This window comes from Bacillus cereus group sp. MYBK5-2, from assembly GCF_051915685.1.
In the GTDB taxonomy this organism is placed as follows: Bacteria; Bacillota; Bacilli; order Bacillales; family Bacillaceae_G; genus Bacillus_A; species Bacillus_A cereus.
Map to the genome: position 1 here is coordinate 500518 of NZ_JBQAFE010000003.1, position 19558 is coordinate 520075.

Genomic DNA, 19558 nt, shown 5'->3' on the forward strand with positions numbered 1-19558 from the left:
ATTACTTACTTGCTAATGGATAAGAAGTAGTAATATGAAGTTTATTACTAGTTTTTATTCAAAAGGCTAGCATATTGAAGAGAGAAAAGAGCCTTGCTGCTAATAGTGAGGCTCTTTTTTACTTGTTTTATATAAGGGATTTGAGTAGTTTCTCTTAGAATGCCTATGATAGAATATATAAGGTGAAAGAGAGCGATTACAGATGCTAATTGGTACTCAAATAAAATGCAATAAAGAAAATAATGTGACGGGGTGTGAGAATCTTGAATGATGTTGTACAAGTTCCTGTTACGGATGTAAAGGGGATCGGAGGAGAAACATCTGAGTTACTACATGAGATGGGTATTTATACAGTTTCTCATCTATTAGAACATTTTCCGTACCGTTATGAAGATTATGCGATGAAAGATCTTGCTGAAGTAAAGCATGATGAACGTGTAACGGTTGAAGGGAAGGTTCATAGTGCTCCTTTGCTGCAATATTATGGTAAGAAGAAATCGCGTTTAACAGTTCGTGTTCTCGTCGGTCGTTATTTAATTACGGCGGTATGTTTTAATAGGCCTTACTATAAGCAAAAATTAAAGTTAGATGAAACGATAACGATTACTGGTAAATGGGATCAACATCGTCAAACAATTGCTGTATCAGAACTTCATTTTGGACCGGTTGTACGTCAACAAGAAGTGGAACCTGTTTATTCAGTAAAGGGGAAACTTACAGTAAAACAGATGCGTCGTTTTATTGCTCAAGCGTTAAAGGAATATGGAGATTCTATAGTCGAAGTGTTACCGGATGGTTTGTTAGGGCGATATAAATTATTACCAAGATATGAAGCGCTCAGGGCATTGCATTTTCCGGTAGGACAGGAAGATTTGAAGCAAGCGCGTCGCCGTTTTGTATATGAAGAATTTTTCTTATTTCAGCTGAAAATGCAAACGCTCCGGAAAATGGAGAGGGAAAATTCAAAAGGGACGAAGAAAGAGATTCCGTCAGTAGAATTACAAGAATTTATCGATGCACTGCCGTTTCCATTAACGGGTGCGCAGCGCCGAGTTGTAGATGAAATTTTGAAAGATATGACATCTCCTTATCGGATGAACCGACTATTGCAAGGTGACGTTGGTTCTGGGAAAACAGTTGTTGCTGCGATTGGCCTTTATGCATCGAAATTAGCCCATTATCAAGGTGCTTTAATGGTTCCTACAGAAATTTTAGCTGAGCAACATTATCAGTCGCTTGCTGAAACGTTTTCGCATTTTGGTATGAAGGTGGAACTGTTAACAAGTTCTGTTAAAGGGGCGAGACGTCGAGAAATTTTAGCGAAGTTAGAACAAGGAGAAATAGATATTCTTGTTGGAACGCATGCCTTAATTCAAGATGAAGTTATATTTCATAGGTTGGGTCTCGTTATTACAGATGAACAGCATCGATTTGGTGTAGCGCAGCGCCGAGTTTTACGGGAGAAAGGTGAAAGTCCAGATGTATTATTTATGACAGCGACACCAATTCCGCGTACGCTTGCAATTACTGCATTTGGAGAGATGGATGTTTCGATAATCGATGAGATGCCAGCAGGTAGAAAGGTGATTGAAACATACTGGGCAAAACATGATATGTTAGATCGCGTTCTCGGTTTCGTTGAAAAGGAGATAAAAAAAGGAAGACAGGCATACGTTATTTGTCCTTTAATTGAAGAATCTGAGAAACTTGATGTGCAAAATGCTATCGACTTACATAGTATGCTGACGCATCATTACCAAGGGAAATGCCAAGTTGGATTGATGCATGGGAGATTATCGTCTCAGGAAAAAGAAGAGATAATGGGACAGTTTAGTGAAAATAAAGTACAAATTCTTGTATCGACAACAGTTGTTGAAGTAGGTGTGAACGTACCGAATGCGACTGTAATGGTTATTTATGATGCAGAACGTTTCGGTTTATCGCAGCTTCATCAGCTTAGAGGGCGTGTCGGCCGTGGTAGTGAACAATCATATTGTTTATTAATAGCAGACCCTAAATCAGAAACAGGGAAAGAAAGAATGCGCATAATGACTGAAACAAATGATGGATTTGTATTGTCAGAAAAAGATTTAGAATTACGAGGTCCTGGAGATTTCTTTGGGAGTAAGCAAAGTGGCTTACCAGAATTTAAGGTTGCTGACATGGTACATGATTATCGAGCGTTAGAAACAGCAAGGCAAGATGCGGCGATACTAGTAGATTCAGAAGCGTTTTGGCATAATGATCAGTATGCTGCCTTGCGTACGTATCTTGATGGGACAGGTGTGTTCCAAGGAGAGAAGCTCGATTAAAGGGAGTCAACAAAAGTTTTTGTTGCATTCTACTTTTAATGATTATATACTACTGTTAGTACCTAGTCATAAAAATGGATGGTGCGGTATGAAAAAAAGAAGAAGTAAAAAAGAAAGACAAGAGTTATTACAACAAACAATCGAATCAAATCCTTTTATTACGGATGAAGATTTAGCGGAAAAATTTCAAGTGAGTATACAAACAGTACGACTTGATCGTATGGAATTGTCTATTCCTGAATTAAGAGAGAGAATTAAACATGTAGCTACAAAGCAACATGAAGAAGATGTGAAATCTTTACCGTTAGAAGAGGTTGTTGGAGAAATTATTGATATTGAATTAGATAGACATGCAATCTCTATCTTTGAAGTAAAGATAGAACATGTATTTAAAAGAAATCAAATTGCTCGTGGGCATCATCTGTTTGCGCAAGCAAACTCACTAGCTGTTGCGGTTATTGATGAAGAATTAGCTTTAACTGCAAAGTCTACCATTCGATACATTCGCCCTGTAAAATTAGGAGAGCGTGTTGTTGCAAAAGCGCGCGTTGAAGATGTAGAGAATGATAAGGGACGGACGGTTGTCAAAGTGCGTAGCTTCGTTGGAGAAGAACTTGTTTTTACAGGCACTTTTGAAATGTATCGATCTAGTAATTATAGTGAGGAAGGTAACAACTTATGAAAATCGCAATAGATGCAATGGGCGGAGATCACGCTCCAAAGGCTGTAGTATTAGGGGCAATGAAAGCTATTAAGGAATATTCTGATTTACATATTACGTTAGTAGGGAAAGAAGAGGAAATTCGTCAATACTTAACGAGTGATGAACGAATTACTATTCTTCATACAGACGAAAAAATAGAATCAACGGAGGAACCAGTAAGAGCGGTTCGTCGAAAAAAACAAGCTTCAATGGTGCTTGCGGCACAACAAGTAAAGGATGGAGAAGCAGACGCTTGTATATCCGCAGGTAGTACGGGAGCTTTAATGGCAGCTGGATTATTTGTAGTCGGTCGTATGGAAGGAATTGAGCGACCAGCTTTATCGCCTACAATGCCAACTGTAGATGGAAAAGGTTTTGTTATGTTAGATGTTGGAGCAAATGTTGATGCAAAACCAATTCATTTATATCAATATGCAGTAATGGGATCTGTTTATGCTGAGAAGGTAAGAGGAATTGAAAATCCTCGCGTTGGACTATTAAACGTTGGAACAGAGGATGGAAAAGGAAACGAGCTTTCAAAGCAAGTATTTGCAATGCTTAAAGATGCGCCAATTAATTTCGTTGGGAACGTTGAATCAAGAGATTTATTGCAAGGTGTAGCAGATGTTGTTGTATGTGATGGTTTTACAGGGAATGTAGCGTTGAAATCATTAGAGGGAACAGCACTTGCGCTATTCTCTATGTTGAAAGAACAGTTAATGAGTTCATTTACGAGCAAATTAGCAGCGGCGGTATTAAAGCCAAAACTTATGGTATTAAAAGATAAAATGGATTATTCGGAGTATGGAGGAGCTGCATTATTTGGATTGAAAGCACCTGTCATTAAGGCTCATGGTTCTTCTAATGACCAGTCGATATTTAGTGCGATTCGTCAAACGAGAGAAATGGTAGCGAAAGAAGTAATTCCTACGATTTCAAGCGTAATGGAGAAAGAGTCACTCCAATAAGAGGAGGATTTGAAATGGGAAAAATAGCATTTCTTTTTCCGGGCCAAGGTTCACAGGCAGTTGGAATGGGTAAACAATTAGCAGAGAATAATAAAGAGGTTGCAAAAGTGTTTGCAAAAGCAGATGAGGTGTTGGAAGATTCACTTTCAGAAGTGATTTTTGAAGGACCGCAGGAAAAGCTTACATTAACAACAAATGCGCAGCCTGCATTATTAACAACGAGTTTTGCTATTTTGACAGCTTTGAAAGAGTATGACATTACACCTGACTTTGTCGCTGGTCATAGTTTAGGTGAATATAGTGCTCTTGTAGCAGCTGGTGCATTAACTTTTGAAGATGCTGTATATGCTGTAAGGAAACGTGGCGAATATATGGAAGAAGCTGTTCCGGGCGGGGAAGGCGCAATGGCAGCTATATTAGGTGCTGACCCACATATGCTGAAACAAGTTACAGAAGAAGTAACAAGTGAAGGATATGCAGTGCAAATCGCTAATATGAATAGTACGAAGCAAATTGTGATTTCTGGAACGAAGCAAGGCGTAGAGGTTGCTTCTCAAAGAGCGAAAGAAAATGGTGCAAAGAGAGCGATTCCACTAAAAGTAAGTGGGCCATTCCATTCTTCACTTATGAAGCCGGCAGCTGAGAAGTTCCAAAGTGTTTTAAATGAAATTACAATTCATGACACGAATATTCCTGTTATTGCAAATGTTACGGCGGAAGTTATTACACGTGGTGCAGACATTCAAGAAAAGTTAATCGAACAGCTTTATTCGCCTGTATTATGGTACCCGTCTATTGAATATATGGTGAGCCAGGGAGTAGATACGTTTATTGAAATTGGACCTGGAAAAGTACTTGCTGGACTTATGAAGTCAATTGATTCATCAGTAAAAGCATATGCGATATACGATGAAGAGACATTAAAAGATACCATTTCAAATTTGAGAGGAGAAAACTGATGTTAAAAGGGAAGGTAGCATTAGTAACTGGCGCTTCACGTGGAATTGGTCGCGCGATTGCGATCGATTTAGCGAAACAAGGGGCAAATGTAGTAGTAAATTATGCTGGTAATGAACAAAAAGCAAATGAAGTAGTAGATGAAATTAAAAAATTAGGTTCTGATGCAATTGCGGTAAGAGCAGATGTTGCAAATGCTGATGATGTTACAAATATGGTGAAACAAACAGTAGATACATTTGGACAAGTTGATATTCTTGTAAATAATGCTGGTGTAACGAAAGATAATTTATTAATGCGTATGAAAGAAGAAGAATGGGATACAGTTATTAATACAAACTTAAAAGGTGTATTCTTATGTACAAAAGCAGTATCTCGTTATATGATGCGTCAACGTCACGGTAGAATTATAAACATCGCTTCGGTTGTTGGTGTTATAGGAAACCCAGGACAAGCTAACTATGTTGCTGCTAAAGCGGGTGTTATTGGATTAACAAAAACATCTGCAAAAGAGTTAGCAAGTCGAAATATTACAGTGAATGCAATTGCGCCGGGCTTTATTGCGACTGATATGACGGATGTACTAGATGAGAATATTAAAGCCGAAATGTTAAAAGTTATTCCAGCTGCTCAATTTGGTGAAGCGAAAGATATCGCGAATGCTGTAACGTTTTTTGCTTCTGATCAAAGCAAATATGTTACAGGTCAAACGTTAAATGTTGATGGCGGTATGGTAATGTAATAAAAGAATCGATTTCACCTAGTTTTTTTGGTCAATATTTAATATAATATTTGAGGGGAGGTGAATGGAATGGCAGATGTTTTAGAGCGCGTAACAAAAATCATCGTTGATCGTTTAGGAGTAGAAGAGACTGAGGTAGTACCAGCTGCAAGCTTCAAGGAAGATTTAGGAGCAGACTCCCTAGATGTAGTAGAACTTGTAATGCAATTAGAAGATGAATTCGAAATGGAAATTTCTGATGAAGATGCTGAAAAGATTGCTACTGTTGGCGATGCTGTGACTTACATAGAGAGTCATCTATAATGCTTAAGTGAAGTCCCGTTTTTTAGCGGGGCTTTCTGGCTTATATCTGGAGGGACCTATGCCGTACCGAAAATATAGAGAAAAAAAATACGAAACAAAATATCGTGAAGCATTTAAAGTGTTTCAAGAAAAGATAGGTATTACGTTTACAGATGAAAAATTATTGATTCAAGCATTTACGCATTCATCGTATGTGAATGAGCATCGAAAAAAACCGCATGAAGATAATGAGCGTCTTGAATTTCTTGGAGATGCAGTATTGGAACTGACTGTATCGCAGTATCTGTTTCAAAAATATCCGACAATGAGCGAAGGAGAGTTAACAAAACTACGTGCAGCTATTGTATGTGAGCCATCTCTTGTTCGTTTTGCGAACGAATTGTCATTTGGTAGCCTTGTTTTATTAGGAAAAGGTGAAGAAATGACAGGTGGACGTGAACGACCAGCTTTATTAGCGGATGTCTTTGAAGCGTTTATTGGTGCCCTTTATCTTGATCAAGGGCTAGAAACAGTTTGGGAATTCTTAAAAGAAATTGTATATCCGAAAATTAATGAGGGTGCTTTTTCTCATGTGATGGATTATAAGAGTCAGTTGCAAGAATTGATTCAGCGTGATGGCAGTGGCAATGTTGAGTATCAAATTTTGCAAGAAAAAGGACCAGCTCACAATCGAGAATTTGTGTCACGTGTTACGTTAAATAACGTAGCTTTAGGTCTTGGTAGTGGTAAGTCGAAAAAAGAAGCAGAGCAACAAGCTGCTGCAGAAGCATTGAAAAAATTAAAAGAACAACAATAAGGAATCCCCCTTTGAATGAGGGGGATTCCTTGTGCATAGAATGAAACTTTCTTTTTGTTTATAATGAAAAAGAAGGTAAATCCGTATAATACTTGTTTTTGTATAGAGAACATTTATAACGACGGAGAATAGGAGGAAGGCCTTTCGTGTTTTTAAAAAGATTAGAAATAGCAGGGTTTAAGTCTTTTGCTGAGCGTGTATCTGTTGATTTTGTCCCAGGTGTAACTTCTGTAGTAGGACCTAATGGAAGCGGGAAAAGTAATATTACTGATGCAATTCGCTGGGTACTTGGTGAACAATCTGCAAAATCATTACGTGGTGCAAAGATGGAGGATATTATTTTTGCAGGCAGTGATACGAGGAGAGCGGTTAATGTTGCTGAAGTAACAATAACTTTAAATAATGAAGATCAACGTTTACCAATTGAATACAATGAGGTGTGTGTAACACGTCGTGTATCTCGTTCAGGTGATAGTGATTTTTATATTAATAAACAATCATGTAGATTGAAAGATATTATCGATTTATTTATGGACTCTGGTATGGGAAGAGAAGCTTTTTCAATTATTAGCCAGGGGAAAGTGGAAGAGATTTTAAGTAGTAAGTCAGAAGAGCGTCGAGGTGTATTTGAAGAAGCGGCAGGCGTACTAAAATACAAACTTCGCAAAAAGAAAGCTGAAGGGAAATTAGCAGAAACACAAGAAAACTTAAATCGTGTACAAGATATAATTCATGAATTAAGTAGTCAAGTAGAACCTTTAGAAAGACAGGCTTCTATTGCGAAAGATTATCTTGAGAATAAAGAAGAATTAGAGAAAGTAGAAGCCGCGCTTATTGTCCATGAAATTGAAGAATTGCACGAGAAATGGGGAGCGCTTCGAAATCAGTTTGGGCATAATAAAAACGAAGAAGCTAAAATGTCAACGAATTTACAAAAAAGTGAAGAAGAGCTTGAGGAATTACGAGGACAATTACAAGCGGTAGACGAGTCTGTAGACTCGTTGCAAGAAGTACTTCTTCTTTCTAGTAAAGAGCTAGAAAAACTTGAAGGGCAGCGTGAGTTGTTAAAAGAGAGAAAGCAAAATGCTACGACGCATTGTGCGCAACTTGAGCAGTTAATTGTTGAATTAACAGAGAAAGCTAAAAGTTACGATGGTGAGATTGAGTCAAGTACAGAAGCTTTAATGCAATTTGTGAATGAAGTAAAAGAGTTGGAGCAAAAATTGCATGATAATGAGCAACTGCTTGCTACTTTTGCTGACAATTTAGAGGAACAGATTGAGAATTTAAAAGGTGACTATATTGAGCTTTTAAATCAACAAGCTAGTCATCGTAATGAATTATCTATGATTGAAGAACAATCTAAACAGCAAACGTCTAAAAACGAGCGTCTAGATGAAGAGAATGCGAAATATGTAGAAATGCGTATGGAAATTACAGCGAAAAAGACGAAACTTGTAGAAAGTTACGAACAAGCGAAAGAAAAAGTAGCTGGCATTCTCTCAAACATACAGAAGACAGAGGCGGCGCTTGGGAAATGTAAGACGCAGTATAGTGAAAATGAAACAAAACTGTATCAAGCATATCAATTTGTGCAACAGGCACGTTCTCGAAAAGAAATGCTTGAAGAGATGCAAGAAGATTATTCTGGATTCTATCAAGGTGTACGTGAAGTATTGAAAGCTAGAGAAAATAGGTTGCAAGGTATCGAGGGTGCTGTTGCGGAACTGTTAACGGTACCGAAAGAATACGAAGTTGCAATGGAAATTGCTCTAGGTGCAGCGATGCAGCACATTGTTGTACAAACAGAGGAGCATGCTCGTAATGCGATAGCATTTTTAAAGCAAAATAAACATGGACGTGCAACGTTTTTACCGCAAGCTGTTATTAAAAGCAGGTCTTTATCATTTGAGCAATTACGCATTGCAAATCAACACCCATCGTTTGTAGGTGTGGCGGCAGAACTTGTGCAGTACAACAATAAATATGAAAATGTAGTTTCAAATTTATTAGGTACGGTTATTGTTGCGAAAGATTTACGCGGAGCAAATGAGTTGGCGAAACAACTGCAATACCGTTATCGCATTGTAACAATCGAAGGTGATGTAGTGAATCCTGGCGGTTCTATGACTGGTGGGGCGGTAAAGCAAGCGAAATCTTCTTTATTAGGACGCCAACGTGAACTGGAAGAGTGGACTCGCAAGTTAACTGATATGGAAGAAAAAACAATGAAGTTAGAAAACTTTGTTAAAGCAGTAAAACAAGAGATTCAAGAAAAAGAAGTGAAAATACGCGAACTAAGGCAAACTGTAGAAGTAGATCGTGTAGATGAGCAGAAATTAAGAGAAGAGATTAATCGTCTAGAATTAGAAGAACATCGTATTAATGATCGATTGTCTATTTATGATTTAGAGATTGAAGGGTTTTTACAAGATCGAGTAAAAATGCAAGGGCGTAAAGAGGAGTTAGAAGGGATTTTAACGAATCTTCAAGCTGATATCACTAAGTTAGATAGTAAAATTGTAGCTTTAACAAAACAAAAAAGTGAGCAACATTCTTCGAAAGAAAAAGTTCAAAAAGAAATGACGGAGTTAAAAGTTCTGGTAGCTGAAAAGCAACAACGCTTATTTAATCAAAAAGAAAAAGTTGAACGATTGACGAAGGAAAAAGAAGAAACGGATGCGACACTTGTAAAAACGAAAGAGGATTTAGCGTTCTTAAAACAAGAAATGACATCTAATTCAAGTGGTGAAGAGCAAATTACGAATATGATTGAGAAGAAAGCATATGATCGTAATCAAACTTCAGAATTAATTCGCTCTCGTCGTGAACAACGTGTATCGTTGCAAGAGAGGGTAGAACATTTAGAGCGCAATTTGAAAGAAACGACAGGTAAACATAAATATATTCTTGAAATGTTGAAAGATCAAGAAGTGAGAATAAATCGACTTGATGTAGAGTTGGAAAATAGATTACAACATTTACGTGAAACATATACGATTTCATTTGAAGCGGCAAAACTAAAATATACAATGACAATGCCTGCAGAAGATGCGCGTAAGAAAGTAAAATTAATCAAATTATCTATAGAAGAGTTAGGTACAGTGAACCTAGGGGCAATTGATGAATATGAACGTGTAGCGGAGCGTCATACATTCTTACTAGAGCAGAGAGACGACCTAGAAGAAGCGAAAGCGACATTGCACCAGCTTATTACCGAAATGGATGAAGAAATGAAAAAACGCTTTTCTACTACGTTTGAAGGCATTAGAATGGAGTTTCAATCGGTATTCTCTGAATTATTTGGAGGCGGTAGAGCGGATTTAGTAATGACTAATCCAGAGGATTTACTAAATACGGGTATTGATATTGTAGCACAACCGCCAGGGAAGAAACTGCAGAACTTAGGTTTACTTTCAGGTGGAGAGCGTGCTTTAACAGCAATTGCGCTTTTATTTGGTATTTTAAAAGTACGCCCAGTACCATTCTGTGTACTAGATGAGGTAGAGGCAGCCCTTGATGAGGCGAATGTAGCTCGTTTTGCACAGTATTTAAAGAAATTCAGTAATGAGACGCAGTTTATTGTAATTACACATAGAAAAGGTACAATGGAAGAGTCTGATGTGTTGTACGGTGTAACAATGCAAGAATCAGGGGTATCTAAACTTGTTTCGGTTCGTTTAGACGCCGGAGAAGAACTTGTTGCAAGTGAATAGGAAGGATGGGAAAGTATGAGTTTTTTTAAAAAACTAAAAGAAAAAATTTCAAAACAAACGGATACAGTTACAGAGAAATTTAAACAAGGATTAGAAAAAACGAGAAATTCATTTGCGGATAAAGTGAATGATTTAGTGTATCGTTACCGTAAAGTGGACGAAGATTTTTTCGAAGAGTTAGAAGAAATCTTAATCGGTGCAGACGTTGGCGTTGCGACGGTAATGGAATTAATTGACCAATTGAAAGAAGAAGTACAACGTCGTAACATTCAAGATCCAAAAGAAGTACAAGCTGTTATTTCAGAAAAACTAGTAGGAATTTACAAAGGCGACAGCGATTTTAGTAACGAAATTAATATGCAAGAGGACCAATTAACGGTTGTTTTATTTGTTGGTGTTAATGGTGTAGGAAAAACGACGACAATTGGTAAACTGGCGCATAAGTTTAAATCAGAAGGTAAGTCAGTCCTATTAGCGGCAGGAGACACATTCCGTGCTGGAGCGATTGAACAATTAGAAGTATGGGGCGATCGCGTTGGTGTAGAAGTGATTAAACAAGGATCTGGATCTGATCCAGCGGCGGTTATGTATGACGCTGTACAAGCTGCGAAAGCACGTAAGGTAGATGTATTACTATGTGACACAGCAGGACGCTTGCAAAATAAAGTAAATTTAATGAAAGAATTAGAGAAGGTGAAGCGTGTAATTGAGCGTGAAGTACCAGGTGCTCCTCATGAAGTATTACTTGTTATTGATGCAACAACAGGACAAAACGGTTTAAGCCAAGCGAAAACATTCCGTGAAGCAACGAATGTAACTGGTATTGTTTTAACGAAGTTAGATGGAACTGCTAAAGGTGGTATTGTATTAGCGATTCGTAACGAAATGGATGTACCAGTGAAGTTTGTTGGATTAGGAGAGCAAATGGATGACTTGCAACAGTTTGATCCAGAACAATATGTGTATGGTTTATTTGCGAACTTAGTAGAAACAGAAGAAGTATAAGTGAAAGGAGCGGTATTTCCGCTTCTTTTTCTATAAAAAATATATGATGTTAAGAAAAAAACTTGACACTCTTTTGGACTACATGTAAACTAATTCATGTAAAGGGAAATCACTTAACAAAGGATGATCCAACATGCTCGAAAAAACAACGAGAATGAACTATTTATTTGATTTTTATCAATCGTTGTTAACGCAAAAACAAAGAAGTTATATGTCGCTTTATTATCTAGATGATTTATCTCTTGGTGAAATTGCGGAAGAATTTGATGTAAGTCGCCAAGCCGTGTATGATAACATTAAACGGACTGAAGCGATGCTTGAAGAATATGAAGAAAAATTAGTATTACTTCAAAAGTTTCAAGAGCGACAGCGACTTGTTGCAAAGCTAAAACAGCTAATCAGCGAAGAAGAGCATGTGAATGAAGAAATGAAACAAGTTGTTGAAGCTATCGAAAAATTAGATTAGGAGGGCGGCAATATGGCATTTGAAGGATTAGCCGACCGACTTCAACAGACAATGCAAAAAATCCGCGGCAAAGGAAAAGTTTCTGAAGCCGATGTGAAAGAAATGATGAGAGAAGTTCGTCTAGCTCTTTTAGAAGCAGATGTTAACTTTAAAGTAGTAAAAGATTTTGTGAAGCGTGTGTCTGAACGTGCTGTCGGACAAGATGTAATGAAAAGTTTGACACCTGGACAACAAGTAATTAAAGTTGTACAGGAAGAACTTACAGAACTTATGGGCGGAGAGCAAAGCAAAATTGCTGTTGCTAATAAGCCACCGACTGTTATTATGATGGTTGGTCTGCAAGGTGCGGGTAAAACAACGACGACAGGTAAGCTTGCGAATTTGCTTCGTAAAAAGCATAACCGTAAACCGATGCTTGTTGCAGCGGATATTTACCGTCCAGCAGCGATTAAACAGCTTGAAACATTAGGGAAGCAATTGGACATGCCTGTATTCTCTTTAGGAGATCAAGTAAGTCCTGTTGAAATTGCGAAACAAGCGATTGCAAAAGCAAAAGAAGATCATCACGATTATGTTTTAATCGATACAGCGGGTCGCCTGCATATTGATGAAGAACTAATGGATGAATTAGCGAAAGTTAAAGAAGTTGCGAAACCGGATGAAATTTTCCTTGTTGTCGATGCGATGACGGGACAAGACGCGGTAAATGTTGCACAAAGTTTCCATGAACAGTTAGGTTTAACAGGTGTTGTATTAACGAAATTAGATGGTGATACGCGCGGTGGTGCTGCATTATCTATTAAGGCTGTAACAAACACGCCGATTAAATTTGCTGGTATGGGTGAAAAACTAGATGCAATTGAAGCGTTCCATCCAGAGCGTATGGCATCCCGTATTTTAGGGATGGGCGATGTCTTAACATTGATTGAAAAAGCGCAAGCTACAGTTGATGAAGAGAAAGCGAAAGAACTTGAGCAAAAAATGCGTACGCTTTCGTTTACGCTTGACGATTTCCTAGAACAACTTGGACAAGTGCGTCAACTTGGGCCGCTTGATGAATTGTTAGGAATGCTTCCTGGTGCAAATAAAATTAAAGGGCTGAAAAATGCACAAGTTGATGAAAAACAAATTGGGCATATTGAGGCAATTATTCGTTCTATGACTAAATTAGAACGAGAACAACCGGAAATAATCAATGCTAGTCGCAAAAAGCGCATTGCCAAAGGTAGCGGTACAACTGTACAAGAAATCAATCGTCTAATTAAACAATTCGATGACATGAAAAAAATGATGAAGACGATGACGGGAATGCAAAAAGGTAAGAAAAAAGGACTAGGTGGATTGAAGTTTCCATTCATGTAAGGAAAAAAAGATGGCTCTGTTAAGAAAAAATACTTTACAAAGCAATAGTCTTTTTGCTAATATAATTATCTGTGTGAAATAAATTCGGAGGTGCTTTATAAATGGCAGTTAAAATTCGTTTAAAACGTATGGGAGCTAAAAAAACTCCTTTCTATCGTGTAGTTGTTGCAGATTCTCGTTCTCCTCGTGACGGACGTTTCATTGAGGAAATCGGAACTTACAATCCAGTTGCTCAACCAGCTGAAGTTAAGATCAACGAAGAAGCAGCATTAAAATGGTTAGGAAATGGTGCTAAACCATCTGATACAGTTCGTAACTTATTCTCTAACCAAGGTATCATGGAGAAATTCCACTTATCTAAACAAGGTAAGTAATTGAGGCAATGACTATGAAGAAGTTAGTCGAGACGATTGTCAAGCCTCTTGTCGATTATCCTGAAGATGTAAAAGTTACACAGGAACTTTGCAACGGAGAGATAAAGTATCGATTAACTGTACATCCTGAGGATGTTGGAAAAGTCATTGGAAAGCAAGGGAGAGTTGCGAAAGCGATTCGAATGCTCTTGTATTCAGTGGGACATCATAATGATGAAAAAGTAACACTGGAAATTCAATAAACGTAAAAAAGGGCGAGGAGTTATTCCTCTCCCTTTTTTAACATTTAAATAGAGAGTGCATGTTCCATCTGTGAAATGGAGATGCTTAATTTATATAGAAACCAGGGGTGACATACTATTTATGACAAAATGGTTTAACGTAGGGAAGATTGTAAATACTCATGGCGTAAGAGGGGAAATCCGTGTTATTTCTCGTACTGATTTTCCAGAAGAGCGATATAAAGTAGGAAACACGTTATACATATCGAATGAGAAAGGCACAGACTACCTTCCGGTGAAGGTAACTTCTCATCGCCAACATAAGACATTCGATTTATTAACATTTGAAGGATATAACAATGTAGATGAAGTAGAGAAGTTTAAAGGTTCTTTAATAAAAGTACCAGAAGAGCAGTTAGGTGAACTTGCTGAAGGTGAATACTACTATCATGAAATTATTGGTTGCAGTGTTGTAACGGAAGAAGGAGAAGCGCTAGGGACAATCAAAGAGATTCTATCTCCTGGTGCAAATGATGTTTGGGTAATTAAACGCCCGAAGGGTCAAGATCTTTTAATTCCTTATATCGATGACGTTGTACTTCAAGTTAATATTGAAAATAAATTAGTAACCATTCATGTAATGGAAGGGCTGCTATAATGAAAATTGATATTTTAACGTTGTTCCCAGACATGTTTACCGGTGTATTTGGATCTTCTATATTAAAGAAGGCGCAAGAAAAAGAAGCGGTAAACCTTCGTGTTGTTAACTTTCGTGATTATACAACAAGTAAGCATAATAGCGTAGACGATTATCCTTACGGCGGAGGAGCTGGTATGGTGCTTACTCCTCAGCCTATTTTTGATGCTGTAGAAGATTTGACGAAAGAGACAGAGCGTAAGCCTAGAGTTGTCTTAATGTGTCCGCAGGGCGAAAGATTTACGCAGAAGAAAGCGGAAGAGCTTGCAGGGGAAGAACATTTGATCTTCGTATGTGGGCATTATGAAGGGTATGACGAACGAATTCGTGAGCATCTCGTAACGGATGAGATTTCTATTGGTGACTATGTATTAACGGGCGGAGAATTAGCCTCTATGGTTATTACTGATAGTGTTGTACGTCTCTTGCCAGGTGTGCTAGGAAATCATGCTTCACAAGTAGAGGATTCGTTTAGTACAGGTTTATTAGAGCATCCTCATTATACACGTCCAGCTGATTTTCGTGGTATGAAGGTACCGGATGTATTAATGTCAGGGAATCATAAAAACATTGATGAATGGCGACATAAGGAATCTTTGCGTCGAACGTATACGCGTAGACCTGATTTGTTAGATGAGAGAGAGTTATCTAAACAAGAGAAAAAATGGCTTGAGGAAATAAAGCGAGAGCAGTAATAACTTCATATATTTGCTATTGCAACAGGCCTAGTAATATGCTATTATAACATTTGTGCTACTGAAATCAGTAGCCGTATTAACGATGTTCCGCTGTAATTTATTAAGACTTTATAAGAGCATCTGTTTAAAGGAGAGAATTTAATATGCAACAATTAATCGCAGAAATTACAAAAGGCCAATTAAAAACTGACCTTCCTTCATTCCGTCCTGGTGACACTTTACGTGTACACGTAAAAGTTGTTGAGGGAACTCGTGAAAGAATTCAGCTTTTCGAAGGTGTTGTAATTAAACGTCGTGGTGGCGGAATCAGTGAAACATTCACAGTTCGTAAGATTTCTTACGGTGTAGGTGTTGAGCGTACATTCCCAGTTCACACGCCAAGAATCGCGAAAATCGAAGTACTTCGCCGTGGTAAAGTACGTCGTGCTAAGTTATACTACTTACGTAACCTTCGCGGTAAAAAAGCACGTATTAAAGAAATTCGATAAGACATGTATGGGAGCTTGTAAATGCACAAGCTCCCTTTTTCCAATCTATATGAAATTTTGGTATAATACGAGCAGTTTACATAACCGTGGAGGGGAAATGCATGAAAAAAGAGAAGAGTTCACTTTGGGAATGGATTAAAGCAATTTTGATTGCTGTTGTATTAGCTGGTGTTATTAGACAGTTTTTCTTTGCGCCAATTCTCGTAGACGGGGTATCGATGGCACCTACTTTACATGATCGTGATCGAATGATTGTGAATAAAATTGGTTATCACATTGGAGATCCAAAACGCTTTGATATTATCGTATTTCGAGCAACAGAAGATAAAGATTACATTAAGCGCATTATAGGCCTGCCAGGCGATGAAATAGAGTATCGTAATGATAAACTGTATGTTAACGGAAAGGCTTATGAGGAGCCGTATTTAGACAAGCAGAAAAAGCAAATTGCTGATGGACCGCTTACATATGATTTTAATCTTGAAGAAATGACAGGCAAGAAAACCGTTCCAAAAGATCAATTATTTGTTTTAGGTGATAATCGTCGTTTTAGTAAAGATAGCCGTTCAATCGGTACGATTTCAATGGATCAAGTAATTGGTAAAGCTAATATGTTATATTGGCCGTTAGAAGACGCACGTATTGTGAAATAAATGAAAAAGAAGGTGGCAACATGGTAATTCAATGGTTTCCAGGGCATATGGCGAAGGCTAGACGCCAAGTAACGGAGAAATTAAAATTAATTGATGTTGTAATTGAACTTGTAGATGCTCGATTACCATTATCATCTCGAAACCCAATGATTGATGAAATCATTACACATAAGCCAAGGCTTGTTGTTTTAAATAAAGCGGATATGGCGGATGATCGTTTAACAAAACAATGGATCGCATATTTTAAAGAAAAAGGCCATATGGCAATTTCGATTAACGCGCAAGCTGGACAAGGTATGAAGGAAATTGCAGCAGCTTGTAAAGTGCTTGTTAAAGAAAAATTTGATAAAATGGTTGCAAAAGGTATTAGACCGAGAGCGATTCGTGCATTAATTGTAGGTATACCAAATGTTGGTAAATCTACATTGATTAATAAATTGGCAAAGAAAAATATTGCTAAAACAGGAGATCGTCCAGGTGTGACAACAGCTCAACAATGGATTAAAGTTGGGAAGGAAATGGAATTGTTAGATACACCAGGTATTCTGTGGCCTAAATTTGAAGATCAATTAGTGGGTCTTCGTTTAGCGACAACGGGTGCAATTAAAGATTCAATTTTAAATTTACAAGATGTAGCTGTTTACGCATTACGTTTTATGGAGAAACATTATCCAGAACGCTTGAAAGAACGCTATAATTTAAATGAGATTCCAGAAGATATTGTGGAATTATTCGATGCAATTGGAAAAAATAGAGGCTGCTTAATGGGCGGCGGAATGATTGATTATGATAAGACATCTGAGCTTGTGCTTCGTGAGCTTCGTGGTGGCAAACTTGGAAAAATGACGTTTGAAACACCGGAAGAGTTTGGAGAGCAAGTGGAAGATGTGGAAAAAATAGAAGAAGTATAAGACGTGCGTTTGTGCGTCTTTTCTTTTTGGATATGTTTAAAAAGGAGCTTGTATAAATGCAAACTATGACGATAAAAGAAGCGGAAAATGTATTGAAAGAAATTATGAATGAAGAAGATGATCGCTTTCAACTGTTAATGAAAGATGATCGAAAAGGTGTTCAAAAGCTCGTTTTGAAGTGGTATAAACAAAAAGAGTTAGAACAGAAAGAAAAAGAGAAGTTTTTTGAAATGTCCAAGTATGAAAATGCTTTGCGTGAAAAAGGGGTCACATATATCGCGGGTATTGATGAAGTAGGGCGTGGGCCATTGGCTGGGCCTGTTGTGACGGCAGCTGTCGTTCTTCCTGAGGATTTTTATATTCCAGGGTTAAATGACTCGAAAAAGTTGAGTGAAGCGAAACGTGAGCGTTTTTATGATGAAATAAAAGTACAAGCAATTGCAATTGGAGTAGGAATTGTATCACCGCAAGTTATTGATGATATTAATATTTACCAAGCAACGAAACAAGCGATGTTAGATGCAGTTGCAAATTTATCTTGTACACCCCAACATTTATTAATTGATGCGATGAAGCTTCCTACACCAATTCCGCAAACATCAATTATTAAAGGTGATGCGAAAAGTGTTTCGATTTCAGCAGCATCCATTATAGCAAAAGTAACGAGAGATCGTATGATGAAAGAACTGGGAGAGAAGTATCCTGAATATGGATTTGAGCAACATATGGGATATGGCACAAAGCAACATTTAGAGGCAATTGAAGTGCATGGAGTACTAGATGAACACCGCAAGTCATTCGCACCAATTAAAGATATGATTCAAAAATAAGCTGTAAATATACAGCTTATTTTTTTATTTTGGCATATAAACATTACTATTTTCGAAAAAGAATAAAGCGATTTCAGTTTTCTGACACTTTATTGTAGACAGCGTGCCAATCATCTTATACAATGGCAATGTAATGTTTTTTAAACATTAAAAAACTTTTCGAGTAAAACAGGAAAACAGGGGAGGATGGGACCATGAATATCCATGAGTACCAAGGTAAGGCAGTCCTTAGAAGCTATGGGGTTAGCGTTCCGAACGGGAAGGTTGCATTTACAGTAGAAGAAGCTGTAGAAGCAGCGAAAGAATTAGGAACAGATGTATGTGTAGTGAAAGCACAAATTCACGCTGGTGGACGCGGCAAAGCTGGCGGAGTAAAAGTTGCAAAAAATTTAGATGAAGTTCGTACATATGCAGAAAGCATTTTAGGAACTACACTTGTGACACATCAAACAGGTCCTGAAGGTAAGGAAGTAAAACGCTTACTTATCGAAGAAGGTTGCGATATTAAAAAAGAATATTATGTAGGTCTAGTTTTAGATCGTGCAACTTCTCAAGTTGTTTTAATGGCGTCTGAAGAAGGCGGAACAGAAATTGAAGAAGTAGCAGAAAAAACACCTGAAAAAATCTTTAAAGAATATATTGATCCAGCAGTAGGCTTGCAAGGTTTCCAAGCGCGCCGAATTGCATTTAACATCAATATTCCAAAAGAGCTTGTAGGACAAGCTGTGAAGTTTATGATGGGCTTATATCGTGCGTTTATCGAAAAAGATTGCTCTATCGCTGAGATTAACCCACTTGTTACAACAGGCGAAGGTAAAGTTATGGCATTAGATGCAAAATTAAACTTTGATTCTAATGCGTTATATCGCCATAAAGACATTTTAGAGCTTCGTGATCTTGATGAAGAGGATTCAAAAGAAATTGAAGCTTCAAAATACGACTTAAACTACATTCCTTTAGATGGAAATATCGGTTGTATGGTTAATGGTGCAGGTTTAGCGATGGCTACAATGGATATCATTAAACATTACCACGGTGACCCAGCTAACTTCTTAGATGTTGGTGGCGGTGCAACTGCAGAAAAAGTTACAGAAGCATTCAAAATTATCCTTTCTGACAAAAATGTAAAAGGTATCTTCGTTAACATTTTTGGTGGCATTATGAAGTGTGATGTTATTGCAGAAGGTGTTATTGAAGCAACGAAACAAGTAGGTCTTGAGTTACCTTTAGTTGTACGTCTTGAAGGCACAAACGTAGAACTAGGTAAGAAAATTTTAAATGAGTCTGGCTTAAATATTGTTGCAGCAGAATCTATGGCAGACGGTGCACAAAAAATTGTTTCACTAGTGGGCTAAT

20 protein-coding genes are annotated in these 19558 nt (G+C 37.7%); all 20 read left to right on the forward strand.

Features of this window, described 5'->3' with window-relative positions; translation table 11 throughout:
• Window positions 1–263 precede the first annotated feature (263 nt).
• The 20 genes from recG (at window position 264) to sucC (ending at window position 19557) form a co-directional block, all read left to right on the forward strand.
• Entirely contained in the window at window positions 264–2312 is a 2049-nt protein-coding gene (gene recG, locus ACTFP3_RS15000) for an ATP-dependent DNA helicase RecG (RefSeq protein ID WP_006928337.1), read from the forward strand.
• Between the two features lie 88 nt (window positions 2313–2400).
• Window positions 2401–2994: a transcription factor FapR gene (gene fapR, locus ACTFP3_RS15005; protein ID WP_000747348.1), complete on the forward strand. Its 594-nt coding sequence runs from the start codon at window positions 2401–2403 to the stop codon at window positions 2992–2994.
• On the forward strand, window positions 2991–3983 hold the full coding sequence (gene plsX / locus ACTFP3_RS15010) for a phosphate acyltransferase PlsX (protein WP_000684100.1): 993 nt from the start codon (window positions 2991–2993) through the stop codon (window positions 3981–3983). Before fapR ends, plsX begins: the two co-directional genes overlap by 4 nt.
• A 14-nt stretch (window positions 3984–3997) precedes the next feature.
• Entirely contained in the window at window positions 3998–4942 is a 945-nt protein-coding gene (gene fabD / locus ACTFP3_RS15015; protein ID WP_000515900.1) for an ACP S-malonyltransferase, read from the forward strand.
• Window positions 4942–5682, forward strand: a complete 741-nt coding sequence (gene fabG / locus ACTFP3_RS15020; RefSeq protein ID WP_000911773.1) for a 3-oxoacyl-[acyl-carrier-protein] reductase — start codon at window positions 4942–4944, stop codon at window positions 5680–5682. The genes fabD and fabG overlap by 1 nt, the downstream gene beginning before the upstream one ends.
• 69 nt (window positions 5683–5751) lie before the next feature.
• A complete protein-coding gene (acpP, locus tag ACTFP3_RS15025) occupies window positions 5752–5985 on the forward strand; it encodes an acyl carrier protein (protein ID WP_000786062.1) in 234 nt (77 codons plus the stop codon).
• A gap of 58 nt (window positions 5986–6043) precedes the next feature.
• Window positions 6044–6781 carry a ribonuclease III gene (gene rncS, locus ACTFP3_RS15030; protein WP_163093037.1) on the forward strand — a complete coding sequence of 246 codons (738 nt, stop codon included), beginning with the start codon at window positions 6044–6046 and terminating at the stop codon, window positions 6779–6781.
• A 146-nt stretch (window positions 6782–6927) separates the two neighbouring features.
• A complete protein-coding gene (gene smc, locus ACTFP3_RS15035; protein ID WP_326036314.1) occupies window positions 6928–10497 on the forward strand; it encodes a chromosome segregation protein SMC in 3570 nt (1189 codons plus the stop codon).
• A 15-nt stretch (window positions 10498–10512) separates the two neighbouring features.
• Complete coding sequence (gene ftsY / locus ACTFP3_RS15040; RefSeq protein ID WP_000007655.1) at window positions 10513–11502, forward strand: signal recognition particle-docking protein FtsY; 990 nt, start codon at window positions 10513–10515, stop codon at window positions 11500–11502.
• A gap of 133 nt (window positions 11503–11635) precedes the next feature.
• A complete protein-coding gene (locus ACTFP3_RS15045; RefSeq protein WP_000891062.1) occupies window positions 11636–11968 on the forward strand; it encodes a putative DNA-binding protein in 333 nt (110 codons plus the stop codon).
• A gap of 12 nt (window positions 11969–11980) precedes the next feature.
• Window positions 11981–13330 carry a signal recognition particle protein gene (gene ffh / locus ACTFP3_RS15050; protein ID WP_000863460.1) on the forward strand — a complete coding sequence of 450 codons (1350 nt, stop codon included), beginning with the start codon at window positions 11981–11983 and terminating at the stop codon, window positions 13328–13330.
• Between the two features lie 101 nt (window positions 13331–13431).
• Window positions 13432–13704, forward strand: coding sequence for a 30S ribosomal protein S16 (rpsP, locus tag ACTFP3_RS15055; protein ID WP_000268750.1), 273 nt, complete (start codon window positions 13432–13434; stop codon window positions 13702–13704).
• Window positions 13705–13718: 14 nt separating this feature from the next.
• The gene (locus ACTFP3_RS15060) at window positions 13719–13946 is read left to right on the forward strand and encodes a KH domain-containing protein (RefSeq protein ID WP_000737401.1); all 228 of its coding nucleotides are present in this window, start codon (window positions 13719–13721) and stop codon (window positions 13944–13946) included.
• A 121-nt stretch (window positions 13947–14067) separates the two neighbouring features.
• A complete protein-coding gene (gene rimM, locus ACTFP3_RS15065) occupies window positions 14068–14583 on the forward strand; it encodes a ribosome maturation factor RimM (RefSeq protein ID WP_000170278.1) in 516 nt (171 codons plus the stop codon).
• Window positions 14583–15317: a tRNA (guanosine(37)-N1)-methyltransferase TrmD gene (gene trmD, locus ACTFP3_RS15070; protein WP_000686903.1), complete on the forward strand. Its 735-nt coding sequence runs from the start codon at window positions 14583–14585 to the stop codon at window positions 15315–15317. Before rimM ends, trmD begins: the two co-directional genes overlap by 1 nt.
• 146 nt (window positions 15318–15463) lie before the next feature.
• A complete protein-coding gene (rplS, locus tag ACTFP3_RS15075; protein WP_001186516.1) occupies window positions 15464–15808 on the forward strand; it encodes a 50S ribosomal protein L19 in 345 nt (114 codons plus the stop codon).
• A gap of 101 nt (window positions 15809–15909) precedes the next feature.
• On the forward strand, window positions 15910–16461 hold the full coding sequence (lepB, locus tag ACTFP3_RS15080; RefSeq protein WP_000711853.1) for a signal peptidase I: 552 nt from the start codon (window positions 15910–15912) through the stop codon (window positions 16459–16461).
• A 20-nt stretch (window positions 16462–16481) separates the two neighbouring features.
• Entirely contained in the window at window positions 16482–17372 is an 891-nt protein-coding gene (ylqF, locus tag ACTFP3_RS15085) for a ribosome biogenesis GTPase YlqF (protein WP_000236704.1), read from the forward strand.
• A gap of 56 nt (window positions 17373–17428) precedes the next feature.
• On the forward strand, window positions 17429–18202 hold the full coding sequence (locus tag ACTFP3_RS15090; RefSeq protein WP_001194265.1) for a ribonuclease HII: 774 nt from the start codon (window positions 17429–17431) through the stop codon (window positions 18200–18202).
• A gap of 194 nt (window positions 18203–18396) precedes the next feature.
• On the forward strand, window positions 18397–19557 hold the full coding sequence (sucC, locus tag ACTFP3_RS15095; protein ID WP_001020791.1) for an ADP-forming succinate--CoA ligase subunit beta: 1161 nt from the start codon (window positions 18397–18399) through the stop codon (window positions 19555–19557).
• Window position 19558: the final 1 nt, after the last annotated feature.

Coding starts and splice junctions, on each gene's coding strand:
- ffh (WP_000863460.1), top strand. CDS start 11,981: ATGGCATTTGAAGGATTAGCCGACCGACTTCAACAGACAATGCAAAAA.
- sucC (WP_001020791.1), top strand. CDS start 18,397: ATGAATATCCATGAGTACCAAGGTAAGGCAGTCCTTAGAAGCTATGGG.
- rimM (WP_000170278.1), top strand. CDS start 14,068: ATGACAAAATGGTTTAACGTAGGGAAGATTGTAAATACTCATGGCGTA.
- ylqF (WP_000236704.1), top strand. CDS start 16,482: ATGGTAATTCAATGGTTTCCAGGGCATATGGCGAAGGCTAGACGCCAA.
- fabG (WP_000911773.1), top strand. CDS start 4,942: ATGTTAAAAGGGAAGGTAGCATTAGTAACTGGCGCTTCACGTGGAATT.
- fapR (WP_000747348.1), top strand. CDS start 2,401: ATGAAAAAAAGAAGAAGTAAAAAAGAAAGACAAGAGTTATTACAACAA.
- rpsP (WP_000268750.1), top strand. CDS start 13,432: ATGGCAGTTAAAATTCGTTTAAAACGTATGGGAGCTAAAAAAACTCCT.
- rplS (WP_001186516.1), top strand. CDS start 15,464: ATGCAACAATTAATCGCAGAAATTACAAAAGGCCAATTAAAAACTGAC.
- ACTFP3_RS15090 (WP_001194265.1), top strand. CDS start 17,429: ATGCAAACTATGACGATAAAAGAAGCGGAAAATGTATTGAAAGAAATT.
- trmD (WP_000686903.1), top strand. CDS start 14,583: ATGAAAATTGATATTTTAACGTTGTTCCCAGACATGTTTACCGGTGTA.
- rncS (WP_163093037.1), top strand. CDS start 6,044: ATGCCGTACCGAAAATATAGAGAAAAAAAATACGAAACAAAATATCGT.
- ftsY (WP_000007655.1), top strand. CDS start 10,513: ATGAGTTTTTTTAAAAAACTAAAAGAAAAAATTTCAAAACAAACGGAT.
- lepB (WP_000711853.1), top strand. CDS start 15,910: ATGAAAAAAGAGAAGAGTTCACTTTGGGAATGGATTAAAGCAATTTTG.
- acpP (WP_000786062.1), top strand. CDS start 5,752: ATGGCAGATGTTTTAGAGCGCGTAACAAAAATCATCGTTGATCGTTTA.
- ACTFP3_RS15060 (WP_000737401.1), top strand. CDS start 13,719: ATGAAGAAGTTAGTCGAGACGATTGTCAAGCCTCTTGTCGATTATCCT.
- fabD (WP_000515900.1), top strand. CDS start 3,998: ATGGGAAAAATAGCATTTCTTTTTCCGGGCCAAGGTTCACAGGCAGTT.
- ACTFP3_RS15045 (WP_000891062.1), top strand. CDS start 11,636: ATGCTCGAAAAAACAACGAGAATGAACTATTTATTTGATTTTTATCAA.
- plsX (WP_000684100.1), top strand. CDS start 2,991: ATGAAAATCGCAATAGATGCAATGGGCGGAGATCACGCTCCAAAGGCT.